This window comes from Streptomyces sp. NPDC053048, assembly GCF_044547045.1.
Lineage (GTDB): Bacteria > Actinomycetota > Actinomycetes > Streptomycetales > Streptomycetaceae > Streptomyces.
Genome location: NZ_JBITZS010000016.1, coordinates 21,872 through 36,677, shown reverse-complemented (window position 1 = coordinate 36,677; position 14,806 = coordinate 21,872). Strand labels below are relative to the sequence as shown.

Sequence of the window (14,806 nt, the reverse complement as noted above, 5' to 3'; positions counted from 1 at the left end):
CGTTCACAGATTGGCTCAAGTACCGTCCAAGAGGGCGCCTGTTTGACGGCCTGCGGGCCAAAGTGGGGGCTGACCTGCACGAACGGATACGGGCCGAGAGTTAGCTCACCCTGTGTCCCGGTTTTCTTGCTTCACGATGCCGTTCGTTGCCGGGATAGTCCTTATCAACTTGGTGGCGTTAGTTGGTATCTGACTCACCAAGGCCCCCGCGAGTGCTGACTCAAACCGATTCACGAGGGGATCGCAAGAACCGTTGATCAGGCTTGGCGACTGATCAACACCGTGAGGTCCTGCGGGCCGCCCCTGGCACGGGCACCACTGCGGGCCTCGTCGGCCGGACGTCCCCGGCAACTCTGAAAGCCGTAAGGCCAGGGGGTTCCGAGGTTCCGTCCTGCTGAAGGATTACCGGCAGGCTCTTACCGCCTACCGGACAACATGGTGGGGCACAGCCGTCATCGGCCGTGCCCCACCATCACTTGCGCTGGGGCAGGAAAACGGATCAGGCCGAGCGCAGCGGGACGACCCGGCGCTCGCCGGTGGACAGCTCGCCCAGGCGGTAGATCGGGCTGTTGGAGATGCGGTCGACCTCTTCGAGCCACCCCTCCTTGGCCAGGTCCTTGCGGACCCGGGAGAAGAGGGTGGGGGTCCATCCGAGCTCCTCCGCCAGGACCGCGGCAGTCTTCTGGACCGCCCCGTTGGGCGCCTTATGCGCCGTCGCATACAGCTGGAGCAGAAGCCGCTGGTTTGGCTTGAGCTTCCGCGAGCGGCGCAGCACCGTGGCCGCCAGGTCGCCGCTGTTCATGCGAGTTCCCCCTTCACGGGCCGGGTCGCGCCCGGGAGTCCTGGGATGTCCGGCGGGTTGTAGGACTTGATGGTCGTGCGCTGCTCGAACGCTTCCTGCTGGCTCGCGAAGTACGGCGAGACCTTGTAGAAGCGCTGACGGCCGAACTCCTCGACGAAGAACAGCAGCCGGCGCTTGACGAGCTTGCGGACAATCCGGCCGAGGGCATCCGGGCTCGTGCCGAGTCTCTCCGCGATCTGCGCCGTGGTCTTCATGACCGGCTGGTCCGGCCCGGGCGTCGCCCCGACGTACCACTGGAGGACGCGGAACTCCCGGTCGGTGAGCCCGCCCTTCTCCTTGGGGATGGCCGCCAGCGCCTCCAGCCTCGTGTTGTCGACGGTGCTGTAGCCGGAGATGTAGCCGAAACGAACGCGTGGCGGAGTGCCGGGCTCGTTGCCTCGCGGCTGCTGTGCAGGGCGCGCCATACGGATCTCTCCGCTCGTCGTGCGGCATGTCCTATGAGTGCATGCACACCGTAGCGCGCGTCCGGATCCCTGAACTTCCACGACATGTACTCATGGGACATGCTTGCCGCTCATGGAGTCCGGATATCCGGACCGCAGGAGCGGAATATCCAGGTCCCTCGATCTGCATATCCGATCCTAGGAACTGGATCACCCCACCGAAAACCGCAGCTCAGAAGGCATCTCGCCATGGTTCTGTCTGTGTGCATACAGGAAGCGGGGCAGCCGCCCACCGTGCTCTCGGCATCCGTCACCGGACCGCCCCCCGAATCGGCGTGTCGCCTCCCCCTCGCCACCTCAGCCCCGTACCGCGCTTGATACCCCGGCCACAGAACGGAAGCCCCGTCCCGGGGATGCCGGGGTCCGGCGTGCGGAGGTACAGGAGCCGTCCGGCCGGCCTCAACCTGCCACCCACATCAGCCACAGGTCCGGCCAGGCGAACCACCCACCGGCAGCAGCCACGCCATACAGGTTCCACGTCACGGCCAGTCCCACCGCTCTTCAGCACCGTTGTCATCGCCCGTGCCCACTGGCCCCAGCCCACCGAGACCACGCAAGCCTGGGGACGCCCGCGGAACGCGGGAAGCCGCACAAGGGCCGGGCGCTACGGGTGCTGACGCCGCTATGCAACACGACTTCTCGCCCTCGACGTGGCTTGGGGTAGCCGGGTGGGGCGAGGTGCCTTGAAGCGGCCCCACGGAAGTCTTCCTGCCTCTACTCTGCGGGGGTGGTCGAGCATGCAGTATGCGCCGGGCCGGTCTTGACGGAAGCGGACCTGCGGCAGGCGCAAGAGGCGTACAGGCTGGGCGAAGTCCGTGCGGTGCAGTACCTGGCTGACGGGTTGATGAACCGGAACTGGCGTCTGCGCACGGACCGCGGCGAGTTCGTGCTGAAGTGCATCGTCGACGTCACGCCGTCGCTCGCTCGCCGGAACCTGGGCGTGGTGTCTGAGCTCGGGACGCGGGGGGTTCGGGTCTGCCCTGCTGTGCGGACGGCGGAAGGCGACGTGCTCGCCCAGATCGCCGGGCACAGCTACGCGTTGTTCCCGTGGGTGGACGGTGCCCACATTCGGGGTGTCGATCTGACCGCCGAGCAGGCCCGTGCTCTGGGGTGCGAGCTCGGTCGCATCCACGTGGCGTTGGCCGGACTGGTCCCGGCCGTGTTGCCGTCCCCGCCGGAGACGATGACCGTCTCCGTCCCGCGGGCTGAGCAGGCCGTGGTGGAGGCCGACCGCTTCCTGAGGCTCGCCTCGGATGATTCATCGGCCTTTGCGGGGCATGTGACGGAGTTCCTGGAGCAGCGGAAGACCCTGCTGGGCAAGTACGCCGGGCAGCGGCCGACCGGCGATGTCGCGGCCGGCCGCCATGGCTGGACCCACGGGGACTTCCAGCACCTCAACGTGCTGTGGCTCGATGGCGCGGTGCGGGCGGTGTTGGACTGGGACCGGATCCGTGTGCGGCCGTTGGGTGAAGAGGTGGCCCGGTCGGCCACCCTCCTGTTCGGCCGGGAGGAGGGTGACCTGGACCTGGGTCTGCTGTCGTCCTTCGTGCGCGGGTACCGGTCGGTGGTGCAGGTCGGTGGCGGCGAGCTCGCGGATGCGGTGCACCGGTTGTGGTGGAAGCGGATGTGCGACTACTGGCACCTGGAGGTCCACTACGACCGTGGTGATCACTCCTGCGACCACCTGTTCCTCTCGGCCTCCCGGTTCTTCGACTGGTGGACGGACCACCTGGACGAGGTGCAGCAGGCTTTCGCCGCCTAGAAGGAGACCAGCGTGCGGGCGCCGTGGCGGTCCTCCGCCCGCTGGAGAGCCTCGTCGATCTGCTTCAGGGGGAGCACCGAGGTGACCAGGGGCTCGGCGCGCAGGTGCTGGCTCTGCAACAGCCTGGTGTAGCGGGGGATGTCGGCGAGGGTGCGTACGGACCCCATGACGGTGCCGGCCAACGTCCAGCCATGACGCAGAAGACGGCCGGGAACGGGGATGTCAGCACCGGGCGGCATCATGCCAACGATAGCGGCGTGGCCTTGGGAGGCGAGGGCGCGGAAGCAAGCGGTGATGCTGGGCACACGACAACGGCCCTGGCGCCGGGCGGGGTCAGGGCCGTCAGCCGCCCAAGGGACAGGGTGTTGCACGGGCCGTGGTGTGCAACACGTTGGGCGCTGCCAGGTCACGCCGCCGAGCGCACCTACGGCTACCGGGACAGCCGTAGGTGCCAGCCTTCCGCACCGTGGTTGCTGTCCGCGCGGATCAGGGCCGGGGTGTAGGTCTCGGGCGCGGGCCGTCCGGCGTCCTCCCACTGCTTCAGCCAGCCACGCAGGACGTTCAGCGACGGGGAGTCGGACCGGTCGGCGACGATCGTGCCGTCCTGCTGGATGACGGCGGCCGTGGTCGTCGTGGTGTGGCCGATCGCCCACAGGTCCGGGCTCAGTCCGGCCATCGTCAGCCGGTGATCGCCCAGGGCGGCCGCGAACGTGCGCCAGGACGGCCAGTCGACCTCCCGGCCGTTGTAGGGCTCGGTGTGCCTGTCCTTCAGCAGCCGGCTGAGCGCGGTGCGGGCGCCGGTGTGCAGCGGGTCGTCGTCCCTGCGCCAGGCGATGGAGATCCAGGAGAGGGCGGGGACGCGCCTCTCCCAGTCCACCCAGCGGCCGGGCAGGTCCAGGTCGCCCTTGGGCGAGGCGGTCGCCTCGATGTACCCACCGGTGAACACCGCCTCCACGACCGGCTCCCCGCCGTTCACGCGGATCTTCGCGACGACCGTCATGTTGGGTACCGCCGCGATCGGCAGCGGGGCGACGATCAGGCCGCCGTCGATGACCTGGTCCACCCACGCCTTGGGCAGCAGCGGCGGGGTGCACCAGGCCACCATCCGGTCGTACGGGGCCCCCTCGGCGAAGCCGGCCGTGCCGTCCGCCGTGTGGCAGCGGACGTTGTCGACGCCGCGTTCGTGGTGGATGAGGTTGGCCCAGCGCACCAGGAAGTCGTCGATGTCCAGGCTGGTCACCGAGCCGGTCGGGCCCACCAGCTGGGCGAGCAGGGCGCCGGACAGCCCCGAGCCGGTTCCGTATTCGGCGACCTTGTGGCCGGGGTGGACGTCCAGGGTGGTCAGCTCCCGGTGGATGACCGCCGGGTTGGAGCGGTGCGGCGTCGGCCCGCGACCTTCGTGATGGGTGTAGTGGCGCTCAGGGACGGACTCGGTGGCCAGGGCGACGGCGTTCAACGGGTTCACTCCTTAGAGGGGTGCGGGTACGCGCATTCGGTCAACTGCTCCGGGCGGGTGAAGGACACGGCGCCCGGTAACGCAGACCGGGGTCAGATCGTGAGGGCGGCGTGGTGGTGCCAGCCGCTGGCGGTGTACTCGCCGACCGGCCCGCCACCGGGCAGTTCGGCCCAGGCGTGGTACTCCACCGGCGGCGGTGCGAACCGCACGCCCAGGCACCACTCCAGGCGGCGGCCGAGCAGGGCCGCGGCAAGTACGGCGCCCAGCGAGGTCTCCATGCAGGCGGCACGTCCCGGCCACAGCCGGCCGGTGTGCCGCACCGCGCCGACCAGCGCCTCGGCCCGCGCGGCGTCGAGCGGGCGTCGTCCGATCCGCCGGGCGAGGCGGGCGGCGTGGACGGTGTGGCGGAAAGGCAGCCGCAGTAGAACCAGCGCCAGGGCGAGGCCCGCAGCCGCTGCCAGGCGCTCGGGATACGTGCCGGTGCGGACGGTGGAGTACGCCTCCATGCTGGTCACCGCCACCACCTCCACCTGCGACGTGAAGGCGCCGGTTCGACAGCGGCCAGGCCCTGGGCGGCGAGCGTGTCGGCGACCGTACGCACGTCACGGACGGCCTGCTCGGCGCCGATGCCGTACCGCTCGGCGAAGCGGCTGGCGGCCTGCTCCTGCGTGGTGCCGGCGAGCAGCAGCAGGAGCGCGGCGGACGCGGTCGGCGTCAGGTGCGTCCAGCGCCCGGTGCACTCGTCGAGGATGGCGCCGCCCTCGTCGGTGAGCACCGCGTGGGCGCTCTCACGCAGTCGCACGAGCACTCACCTCCCACCACGAACGGGAATCGGCGGCTTCGAGTTGCCGCAGCCACACCTCGGCGGCCACGGCCAAGTGCAGGGCGCCCTGGGCAGTGGGATGTCCCGTCGCTGCGCGGGCCAGCATTCCCGCCACCGGCGCGTGGCCGACCAGGCCAGCGGCAGCCAGCCGGGAGGAGGCACCGAGCAAGTCGGCAAGGACGGGAGCCTGCTGGGTCAGGCCCGCGTAGGCGAGCGCGTTAAAGCCGCCCTTCGTCGTCCGGGACAGCACGAAGTCCGGCAGCACGCCGGTGCCGGTGAAGGCCTCGGCCAGCAGGGGCTTGTAACGGCCCGGGGCACCGCGCTCATCGGCCAGGACAGCGAGGCACGCCCGGATGACCTCGTTGTCCAGAAACGGGGCTGCGATCTCAACGCCGTGCCCGGCCAGCGCGATCTCGCGCCACCCGTTGGTATCCGCCCCGACCCGCGCGAGGTCCTGCCGGTCGGCCCACGCCGCCAGGAGCTGGGGCGCCCCGGCGCTGCGGTCGGCCGCCGCATCCAGAGCGTTCGCGAGAGAACCGCGCACGTCGGGGCTCATCCAGTCTGCCGTGGCCAGCAACGGCGTCCAGGCGACCGGCCGCTGGGCCTGCGGCACCCACTCCCGCGGCGCCTGCCGCAGCACGGCGGCCAGCTGGCGCCAGGCCCCCGGCAAGTCGGTGCGCGAGGCGGGGCGGGCCCGGCGGAGCACGGTCCACGCTGAGGTGTGCCGCAGCCGGGCATGCGCCTGGGCGTGCTGGAAAGCCCGGAGGTGCTGCCGGGTCCGCATCAGGTCGGACAGGTAGGCGGACGGCGCGGACAGCACCGCGTCCCCGGCCGCACCCGTGAAGTGCACGCCCCCGGGCTGCTGTCCGGCGACCGTGTCCAGGACGGCCCGCTTGATGGAGGCCGTGACCACGTACGCGTTCGGGGCATCAGTGGCCGGAAGCGACGACAGGTCCTCCAGGCCCGCGTAGTACACGGTCTGAGGGCTTCCGGACACCGTATGGTGAGCGAGGCCCCGCACCGTGGCCGCAGTGCGCACCGCGTACGCCAGGTCGTCATCACGCAGGCGTTCGTCGGCGAACGTCACCGCGGCCACCGGCCCGCTCCTGGCCGCGAGGCAGGCCAGCGTGGTGGAGTCCAGCCCCGCCAGATCCGCGCTGACCGGCTGGTCGCCGAGCCGGACGGCAACCGCCTCGGCGAGCGCAGCCCGCACGATCGGGGCGGCATCGCGCAGGCTCACCGGCTCGGCGTCGGCCGGCTCATAGCGCACGGCAGTGGTCTGCTCGGGGGTGATCAGCAGCAGGTGCCCGGTCGGCACCCGGCTCACCGTGCGGAACAGGCTCCGCTGCCCGAGCGCGTCCGGCTGTCCGAGCGCCAGATGGGCGGCCAGCGCGGTCGGATCGACCGGCGCCCCGTCCAGGGCGGCCAGTGCCCCGGCCGACGTGGACCACCATGTTCCAGCGGCCTCGGGCCGCCAGTACACCGGGTGCTGACCGGCCAGGTCACCGATCACCGCCAGTACCTCGCCGCTGCGGGCGATGGCCAGGTAGGAGCCAGGCCAGCGGGTCAGTGCCCGCCAGTCCTTCGCCCGTACCCACTCCAGCGCCCGCCCAAGCTGCTGGTCATCGGCGCCGCAGTCGCCGACCACCGCCAACACCAGCGGTCCGGAGCTTGCCGTCCGGACCCGGCCGGCGGGCCAGCCAACCGTCCATGCCGCCCCCAGTCCGGGCACCGGCTGGCCGCTCCTCGGCCGCCGGTCGTGCCCGCTTCCTCCGTACCAACCCGTACTCCACCGCATCAGCCGCCCGCTCTCCTCGAAGATCACTCCGGTGGTCGGAAAAGGAGCGGGCGCCGGGCCGCTTGCGGCCGTGCGCCAGCACGACCCTCGCAGCCCAGCGCCCGCTCACACCCGGCGCCGGCCGTGGCGCTCAACCCCTCCGGCCCCGGGCCAAGCGATGGTTCAGGCGTTCTTGTACTGGGTGTCGTCGGCGGTGTCGAAGTTCTCCGTCCCCAGCGTCACCTCAGTGACATCCCCGGCGTCCAGGACGACAGGCGCGGAGTACACGGGGGTGGTGGTCTGCTCCATGATCGAAACCTCCAGGTCTTTCCGTCCCCTCGCCCGGAAGCGGGCGCCGGTGGACGGGCGGTGCACGGCCACGTGGCATGGGCCCGGGAAGCCGCTCGAGCCCTGGCCGACCGGCCTGATGAACAGTCAACCCGCGTGGTCCGCCCGGCGGTACGGTGGCGGGCAGGGCAAGCGGTATATCGGGTATACGGGCAGGTGCTCATGACCACGCGCACGCCGAACCACCAGCTGCGGGACCTCGTCGCCGAATCCGGCCTGACATACGCGGCCCTGGCCAAGGCGGTCCGCGCGGTGGCCGCCGAGTGCGGCACCGTCTTACGGACCAACAAGTCCACCGTCGAGCACTGGCTCGCCGGCGTCACGCCCGCCGGCGACACCGGCCGCTACCTCGCCGTGGCCCTCTCCCGGCGACTCGGCCGACTGCTGACCCTCCACGACCTCGGACTGGCGGACGAGGACGGCCCAGAGGATGACAGCATCGGCCTGTCGCTCGGGGCGGACCCGATCGACGCCCTGCTGCCGATGTGGAGGTTCGAGTTGGACCGGCGCCGCTTCCTGACCACCTCCGCATATTCGGTGGCCGCCGCGGCCCTGCCGCTGTCCTACATCCAGGAGATCGCCGACCGTACGGCCGCCGCCCGCACCGGCCAGATCGTCGGCATGGCCGAGGTCGCCGCCGTGCGCGACATGGTCCGCGTCTTCTCCGAGATGGACGAACGCCACGGCGGACAGCACGGCCGCAGCGCCCTCGTGCAGTACCTGCGCGACGACGTCGCCCCACTGTGCCGGGGCCGCTTCCGCACCGAAGAGATCCGCCAGCACATGCTCTCCGCCGCCTCCCGAGGCGTCCACCTCCTCGGCTGGAAGTCCTACGACGCAGGCCAGCAAGGGCTCGCCCAGCGGTACTACCTTCAGTCCTACGCGCTCGCCGTCGAATCCGGCATCACCGGCCACGACGGGTTCGTCATGCGCACGATGGCCATGCAAGGGCTCAAGCTCCACCGGCCCGAGCACTGCCAGGGCCTCGCCGAGACCGGACTGAACCGCGCCAAGGGCAAGGTCGACGCGCAGACCGAATCCCTCTTCCGCGTCGTCCACGCCCACACCCTGGCCAAAGCCGGGCAGCCAAAGGCCGCGCTCGCCGAGGCCCAGCAGGCCCGCCACCTGCTGACCGCCTCCCCCGGCGACGAAGTGCCCTTCTGGGCCCTGGCCTGGGGACCACCGGCCGCCTCGGTGTACTCGCGCACCGCCAAGGTCTACGAGACGCTTCGCGACCACCGGGCCGCCGCCGAGCAGTACGCCCGCGCCGCCGCCTCCCGCCCCGCCGGAACCTACGCGCGGATCGTCGCCCTCGACCTGGTGGCCGGCGCCGAGATGCAGCTCAAGCGCGGCCAGATCGAGCAGGCATGCGCCACCTGGAGCCGCGCCCTCGACCACATGGACGGCATCCGCTCCGTCCGCACCCGCAAGGCCGTCACCAGCATGCGTCGCGACCTCGCCCGCTTCCGCGCCCGCGGCGTACGGTCGGCCACCGAACTCGACGAGCGCGCCGCCGACTTCCTCGCCAGCGCCTGACCGCGCCGCCGACCACCACGACAAAGGAACGCGGCCTCCATCCAGTTCGCCCGGCCTCTGCCTCGGAGGCTCACCACCACTCCCAGCCGTTCATGCCTTCGCCACGAGGGGTCGGGGTGTCAAGCACGAGCGCAGCACCGTCGCCCAGCAGCGCGGACACCTCGGCCTGCACTTCACCCGAAAGCGGGTACGGGGTGTAGAGGGCGCCGGTGCCCACCTCGGGCACGATCTGGCCGCCGACCAGGGTCAGCTCCAGCTCGACGTCGAGCCACGGCTCAAGCCCGCGCTCGCGCAGCAGCTCGTGCGCGGCCAGGATCGCTTGCGGGCCCGGAGGCGTGTCGTAGTAGTGGTTGGTCAGCCGCATCTCGGGGTGGGCGGCCAGCAGCCCCGCCCAGTCGCGGGGTTCCCAGGTACTGGCCAGAGCCAGGCTCGGGCACTGCGACCGGTGCATCCGCCCGTCGAACTCCCGGCGTACCCAGGCCGGGACGGGTGTGTCCGCGCCGAAGGACAACGTGCCGTCCGGATTCGCGGTCATGTCCGTCATCGCGGCGCCGAACGCCTCACGGCAGTCAGCCGGCCACCGGTTCCAGCGCTCGTCTCCGACACGGTGACGCAGTCGCTGCAGCAGCGCCTCGGCCCGGCGGCCCTTGTCCGGCACGCGTGCAAGCGGGGGTGCATCGCCGGCACCGGCTCGGGCGGCACATAGCCAGAGCCCCGGTCCGTCGCGACAGGCTCCTCGGTGCCCGCACTGTTGGCCCCCGCCTGGGTCGTCGCGATCGACGTCAAGGTGCGCATTATTACGGCGTAATAGTCAGGCCGAAGCACTGATGCCCGCCCCCATCAGGGAGCGGGCATCAGTGACGGGCACAGCACAGCAAGTCAGAGCAGTTCTAGACCCTCCTTGACCAAGATCTCGAAGTCTGCAGCGGACATGTGCTCGCGGAGGATACGCAGTATGGCTGTCGGGTCGTGCCAGGGCAGCGACACGGCACCGCCAGTGTTGCCCTCATCCTGTTTCGTCTGTCCCTGCAAGCGGGTGTTGCCCTCCGGGCTAGGCGGGGTGGGCTTGTTCTCCCCTGACACCTGCTGCTTCGTCGACCCGGTGTCCTTCTTCTTTGCCTTCTTTGCCGCTCGTTCTGCTTGCCGCTGTGCTTGCTGCTGTTTGAGCGCTTCCAGCTCAGCTTCCTGGACCTCGGGCTTCTTTCGTCCGACCTTGCGGAGGAGCACGACCGGCTCGGCTCCTTGCTCAAGACGCTTCTGAAGCTTCGGGGTCAGGCTGAGGAGCGCGAGGCGTTGGGACACCCACCCCTGGGACCGGTGAAGTCTGGCGGCAAGGGCCTCTTGTGTCTGGTGGACCTTGAGGAGTTGTTCAAGCGCCCGTGCCTCATCGAGAGGTTCAAAGGCCTGACGATGGATGTTGGCGACGAGGGCGGACTCCAGGATCTCATCGCTGTCGCCGCCGAACTCGTCGTCCAGAGTGACCTTGAGCGATCCAAGTCCAGCTTCCTGCGCGGCGGCGAGACGCCGGTTCCCGTCGATGACGATGTACATGCACCGCGGTTCGAGAGACTCCTCCAGCTCCGGATTGGCCCGAAGGAAGGCGTCCCGCGTCATGATCCCGACAGCTTGTTTCTGCCCATGGTCCCGAAGGCTGGCTGCGAGGTCAGATACGTCACCGAGCGCTTCTCGAGGGTTCTGTGGGTTGTGCCCGAGCAGGTGAAGCGCAAGCTCAGTGGGAGCGCTGCTGGTAAGTGCTTCGTCGATGGCTCGCCCACGGGCACTTCGTGCAGTGCCAGCTCGGCTGAAGGCTGAGCTGGCACCCATCGTGTCGGCTTTGGTCACGACGTGGCCCTCGCGATCTGTCGCATTGCTTCGGCCTGTCCGCTGAGCGGTGCGTAGTCCAGCAGAGGCTTCTGCTGACGTACCGCCTCGCGCTGTTCCTTGAGGTCGCCGATTACCGCCAGCACCGGCGGATCCACGAGGCTCTTCCACTGGTCCAGGGAGGATGTGGCGACGTATCCGCGGCGGCTGTCGTAGAGGTTGACGACGAGACCGAGGTACTCCAGGTCCAGTTCGAGGTCTTCCTTCAAAGACTCGATCTGGTCGGTGAGCATGACGTAGGCGGTCGCTGAGCTGTCCTCGGCGAGGACCGGAATGATGACACCGGAGACGCCGGCCTTCTCGTTCTTCCTGCGGCGGCCGTAGTAGATGGCCGCGTCCATGGCGATACCGAGGCTTGGGGGGCAGTCGATGACGATGACGTCGAAGTCCTGCTCCAGGGGCTCCAGAGCACGTTCGAGAGTCGTTTCCCGGCGGCGGATGCGGTTGTTCGTTGCGATGCGCGCATCCAGGAGGAATCCGTCAAAGCAGGCAGGGAGTACCTGCAAGCGCTTACCGAAGCGTTCGCCTTCGACCACGACAAGGAGGTCCCGGAGGTCGCCCTTGCCTTCGGCGCACATGTGGGCGACGAGGCTGTCCTGGCCGGGTTGGATCTGCTCGATGCCCAACTGTTCGCTGAGGTGCCCTTGAGGGTCGTAGTCGACCAGGAGAACGCGCTTGCCTTCTTCTGCGTAGGCTTGGGCGATCCCGGCCGAAACTGCGGTCTTCCCGACACCACCCTTCTGATTGGCAACAATCTTGCGCTGGGGCACACCGGCTACAGCCTCTCCACCATGCCCAGCGCTCTCGTCCAGCCAGCGCCGAACAGACTGTGCCAGGCCCTGGGTGTAGGAGATGTCGCGAGCATGGCAAGTCGCCTTGAACTCGTCATACAGCCCGGCGGGAAGCCAGGTGCTGTAAGACTCGGCTCCGGTCGTATCCACGACCGGAGTGACGCCGTCATCGGCCTGCCACGCCTTGATCGCTTCCGTGACCGCATCCTGGATGTCGATGCAGAGTTCCGCCGCGCGGATCTTGAGCTCTTGGCGGAGCGAGCCAGGCAGCTTCGACGCTACCTTTTCCCGGTCTCCGCTGGGGTAAGGAGATGCCATGGCGTCACCTTACTTACTTTCATGGCTGATTCCAGCATCCAGCCCGCACACGCACACTCGTCACCCATCCCGCCCTTCATTACGGCGTAATAATGCGACCGCTCCTCCGGCGCACGGGTGAACGCAGTCCACGGACAACAACGACCCGGCCAGCGGATCAGCGGAGCCATCAGCAACCGTCACAGGTGATGCTGACCAACCGAAGCCGTTGTCCGCGGACAACAAACCGAGCAAGACTTCCGAAGCAACTGCGGTACCCAAGCAGAAGCGTCCAGAGCCCGTGCGAAAGATGAAGATCGCGTTGGGCAGCCCCCAAGAGATCACCGACAGTCTCGCGCAACACCTCACACATGGGCAGCTCACCAAGCTGAACGGGCCTTTCCTGGAACGTGTCTCAGTAGACGGGTAGACACACAAAGCAAAAGGCCCCGTCGCTCCCGGTCTGGACCGGGAGCGACGGGGCCTTGTCCTACTCAGAGGCCGCCAGGTCTTCGCCGCCGCGCAGCACGGCCATGCGGGGACCAGCTGCGCGGCGGACGCTATTGGGTCTGATCCGGTGCACCCTGGGTGTCGGCGGGCGCCTCGGTGATGATGCGGTCCCGGCGGGCATCCCAGCCCGTGTGGTGCTCCCTTACCTGGCCGTCGGCTCCGCGCGCGGTGATCTGCCACGTAGGCCAGGTTGGGCGCGGGCCGCGTTCGATGGCGAGGACCTCGTACTCAGAGTCGGCGTTTCCGTAGTCGTAGCGGCCGCCGACCCGGCGCGGGCCGATCTGCTTCGTGACCCACTCTTCGTAGGTCAGGTCGAAGCCTTCTTCCCGGTCGCCGATTGCTTCGCTGGCGGTGGTGCAGTCGCATTCAATACAGGCGTCTTGCTGCTGGGGGCTGACTGTGCCACAGGCGGCACAGGTCCAGGATGGGGTCTGGCAGTCGTGACACGCGTCGTAGTGCGCGGGGTTGTCTGCGCCGCAGCTGCATGTCCACGCGCGGCCAGCGCGCTTGGCTTTGGCCAGGTCCTCGAGATAGGCCATGCCGTTCGTCTCCGTTCGGTCGTGGTGAGTCGCGGGTCAGCTGAGCGCGGTGAGCAGGGCGGCGGCGAGGGCGATCAGGGCAGCACCGGTGATGTCGCCGGCGATGCGCAGGCCCAGGTACTTGCGGCGGGCGATCTGTGAGAGGCGGATGACGTCCGCAGCGCGGTCGCCGGGGTTTTGCAGATCGGCCATGAGGGTCTCGGGTGTGCAGTTGGCCCAGTGGAGGAAGTTGCCGCGGGCGCCGGCGCCGAGGCGGGGGCGGATAACGAGAAGGACGACGAGCATGGCGGTGACCAGGCCGATGGCGCCGATGCCGACCAGAACGGCGGGGGTGGTCGGTAAGGGGTTGCCGGGGACGGAGGCGACGAGCGCGGCGAGCGGAAGCGAGAACGCGCTGAGCAATATGCCAGCCTTGGTGTCGGTGCGGCTGATCTCGGCGAGGACGTTCGTGGCGGCGATGTCCAGCCCGGGCGTCGGTGGTGCTGTGGGTCATCGGAATCCTTCCGTGGTGGTGGTCCAGTTCCAGGGAGCGCAGTCGGCGGTCGTGCTGACGCCCGCGATACCGAGACGGGCCGGTGTCAGCGTTTTCGGTGTCGAGGCCGGTCAATGCGGCAGGCCCTCATGCGGAGTCGGGTCGGCGAGGTGCGCGGCATCGGTCGTGGTGGTCCAGCAGCCAGTGGCGAGGTGCTGGGGTGTCCACGGGAGCGGCAGCCTGTCGTCGGCCCTGCGCGGCACGAGGTGTATGTGCAGGTGGTAGACCGTTTGTGTCGCGGACGCGCCCTTGCTGGTGATGATGTTCAAGTCGCCGCCTATGTCCCGGGCGAGCTCTGCGGCACGCAGCATGGTGGCGGCTGTGACGACGGGCGAGACGGTGGCGTCGGAAACGTGCTGGCGCGGGATCACCAGGACGTGCCCGGGGGTGACGGGGCCGAGAGGAACGATCGCGAGGGCATCGTCCCACTGGCGCACGACGGTGGCCGGGCCGGTACCGGCGGCTACGTCGCAGAAAACGCAATCGAGAGTGGTCATGCGGGCAACTCCTTCGCTCAGGACCTGTCCCGGTCTTCATGGGTGGGGCATGGGGCACGTAGGTGTCACGGCGATGGCCAAGTTGTGGATAGCCCGTCAACTTGCACGCAGTTGAGCGGTTAACGGCGCAGGTGGTTGTGGGTGCGGGTGATCAGGCCGCGGGAGTGGTTGATGACGTTGCTGTGGTCCTGGAAGACCGTGCCGGTGTGGTGGTGGTGTTCGGTGTGCGTGTTCTTGAGGCCGCGGGCGAGGGCGCTGAGGGCGATGGGGGCTCCGGCGGCGATGGCGAGGGTGACCGGGTCGACCTGGCCGAGGGCGTAGAGCATGAGGGCTGCGGAGCCGCCGACGGGCAGGGAGGCGATACCGCCCGCGATCATCACGCCGCTGATGTCGGCCTTCGCGCGGCTCGCCAGGGTCGCGGCGTAGACGTCAGCCCACGATTCGCCTGCGATGGACACGGCGATCAGGTCCACGTCGTCGAGCTGGGCGGCCGGCACCGGCCCCGTCATGAGCCCGGCCTACGCTGTCGTCCGCCCGGACCTCGACATCCGCCTGACGCGCCGGGGAAGACGGCTCCCTCCTCGTCCTCGTCGACGTGCGACGAGGACGGTGATGGGGTCGCGGGTGGTGTCCACCGGTGTCCTTGGAGGCCGGGGTGAGCGTCGTGGCGACCGCTCACATGTGGGTCACGTTCTGTGTCCGTACTGGGTAGTGGGGTGGGTGGTGGGTACTGGGGTCTCCACTAAATACCC

The 14,806-nt window shown here is 69.2% G+C and carries 17 protein-coding genes; 2 read left to right on the top strand and 15 right to left on the bottom strand.

All coding sequences use genetic code 11. From position 1 onward, the window contains the following. Positions 1–499: 499 nt before the first annotated feature. Positions 500–802: a replication initiation protein, RepL2 gene (locus tag ACIG36_RS32210; protein ID WP_399935756.1), complete on the bottom strand. Its 303-nt coding sequence runs from the start codon at positions 800–802 to the stop codon at positions 500–502. After that, positions 799–1,266, bottom strand: a complete 468-nt coding sequence (locus ACIG36_RS32205; RefSeq protein ID WP_399935753.1) for a MarR family transcriptional regulator — start codon at positions 1,264–1,266, stop codon at positions 799–801. Before ACIG36_RS32205 ends, ACIG36_RS32210 begins: the two co-directional genes overlap by 4 nt. A gap of 766 nt (positions 1,267–2,032) precedes the next feature. Between ACIG36_RS32205 and ACIG36_RS32200 the strand changes: the two genes are divergently transcribed. Beyond that, entirely contained in the window at positions 2,033–3,067 is a 1,035-nt protein-coding gene (locus ACIG36_RS32200; protein WP_399935750.1) for a phosphotransferase, read from the top strand. Here the strand turns inward: ACIG36_RS32200 and ACIG36_RS32195 are convergent. From ACIG36_RS32195 to ACIG36_RS32170, 6 genes are all read right to left on the bottom strand, one after another. Next, on the bottom strand, positions 3,064–3,306 hold the full coding sequence (locus ACIG36_RS32195) for a hypothetical protein (RefSeq protein WP_399935747.1): 243 nt from the start codon (positions 3,304–3,306) through the stop codon (positions 3,064–3,066). The two genes, ACIG36_RS32200 and ACIG36_RS32195, sit on opposite strands and share 4 nt — an antisense overlap. Before the next feature lie 191 nt (positions 3,307–3,497). Next, positions 3,498–4,523, bottom strand: a complete 1,026-nt coding sequence (locus tag ACIG36_RS32190; protein ID WP_399935744.1) for a protein-L-isoaspartate O-methyltransferase — start codon at positions 4,521–4,523, stop codon at positions 3,498–3,500. A gap of 92 nt (positions 4,524–4,615) precedes the next feature. Next, positions 4,616–5,029 carry a lasso peptide biosynthesis B2 protein gene (locus tag ACIG36_RS32185; protein ID WP_399935835.1) on the bottom strand — a complete coding sequence of 138 codons (414 nt, stop codon included), beginning with the start codon at positions 5,027–5,029 and terminating at the stop codon, positions 4,616–4,618. Between the two features lie 5 nt (positions 5,030–5,034). After that, positions 5,035–5,325 (bottom strand): PqqD family peptide modification chaperone, encoded by a 291-nt coding sequence (locus tag ACIG36_RS32180; RefSeq protein WP_399935741.1) that lies wholly within the window; start codon positions 5,323–5,325, stop codon positions 5,035–5,037. Continuing rightward, positions 5,312–7,144, bottom strand: a complete 1,833-nt coding sequence (locus tag ACIG36_RS32175) for an albusnodin/ikarugamycin family macrolactam cyclase (protein WP_399935738.1) — start codon at positions 7,142–7,144, stop codon at positions 5,312–5,314. The genes ACIG36_RS32180 and ACIG36_RS32175 overlap by 14 nt, the downstream gene beginning before the upstream one ends. Positions 7,145–7,306: 162 nt before the next feature. After that, on the bottom strand, positions 7,307–7,432 hold the full coding sequence (locus tag ACIG36_RS32170; protein WP_399935735.1) for a lasso RiPP family leader peptide-containing protein: 126 nt from the start codon (positions 7,430–7,432) through the stop codon (positions 7,307–7,309). Between the two features lie 201 nt (positions 7,433–7,633). Here ACIG36_RS32170 and ACIG36_RS32165 point away from each other — a divergent pair, with 201 nt between their 5' ends. Then, positions 7,634–9,007, top strand: coding sequence for a hypothetical protein (locus ACIG36_RS32165; protein ID WP_399935732.1), 1,374 nt, complete (start codon positions 7,634–7,636; stop codon positions 9,005–9,007). 70 nt (positions 9,008–9,077) lie between these two features. On the opposite strand, the gene ACIG36_RS32160 is transcribed toward ACIG36_RS32165, so the two are convergent. The 7 genes from ACIG36_RS32160 to ACIG36_RS32130 form a co-directional block, all read right to left on the bottom strand. After that, on the bottom strand, positions 9,078–9,665 hold the full coding sequence (locus tag ACIG36_RS32160; RefSeq protein ID WP_399935729.1) for a hypothetical protein: 588 nt from the start codon (positions 9,663–9,665) through the stop codon (positions 9,078–9,080). Positions 9,666–9,886: 221 nt separating this feature from the next. After that, the gene (locus ACIG36_RS32155) at positions 9,887–10,849 is read right to left on the bottom strand and encodes a ParB/RepB/Spo0J family partition protein (RefSeq protein WP_399935726.1); all 963 of its coding nucleotides are present in this window, start codon (positions 10,847–10,849) and stop codon (positions 9,887–9,889) included. Further along, positions 10,846–11,997, bottom strand: coding sequence for a ParA family protein (locus tag ACIG36_RS32150; RefSeq protein ID WP_399935723.1), 1,152 nt, complete (start codon positions 11,995–11,997; stop codon positions 10,846–10,848). Before ACIG36_RS32150 ends, ACIG36_RS32155 begins: the two co-directional genes overlap by 4 nt. A gap of 539 nt (positions 11,998–12,536) precedes the next feature. Then, positions 12,537–13,025, bottom strand: coding sequence for a hypothetical protein (locus ACIG36_RS32145; RefSeq protein ID WP_399935720.1), 489 nt, complete (start codon positions 13,023–13,025; stop codon positions 12,537–12,539). A gap of 36 nt (positions 13,026–13,061) precedes the next feature. Then, the gene (locus ACIG36_RS32140; protein WP_399935717.1) at positions 13,062–13,427 is read right to left on the bottom strand and encodes a Pycsar system effector family protein; all 366 of its coding nucleotides are present in this window, start codon (positions 13,425–13,427) and stop codon (positions 13,062–13,064) included. A gap of 201 nt (positions 13,428–13,628) precedes the next feature. Then, the gene (locus ACIG36_RS32135) at positions 13,629–14,054 is read right to left on the bottom strand and encodes an HIT family protein (protein WP_399935714.1); all 426 of its coding nucleotides are present in this window, start codon (positions 14,052–14,054) and stop codon (positions 13,629–13,631) included. Positions 14,055–14,173: 119 nt separating this feature from the next. Next, positions 14,174–14,563: a hypothetical protein gene (locus ACIG36_RS32130; protein WP_399935711.1), complete on the bottom strand. Its 390-nt coding sequence runs from the start codon at positions 14,561–14,563 to the stop codon at positions 14,174–14,176. Between the last annotated feature and the right edge of the window lie 243 nt (positions 14,564–14,806).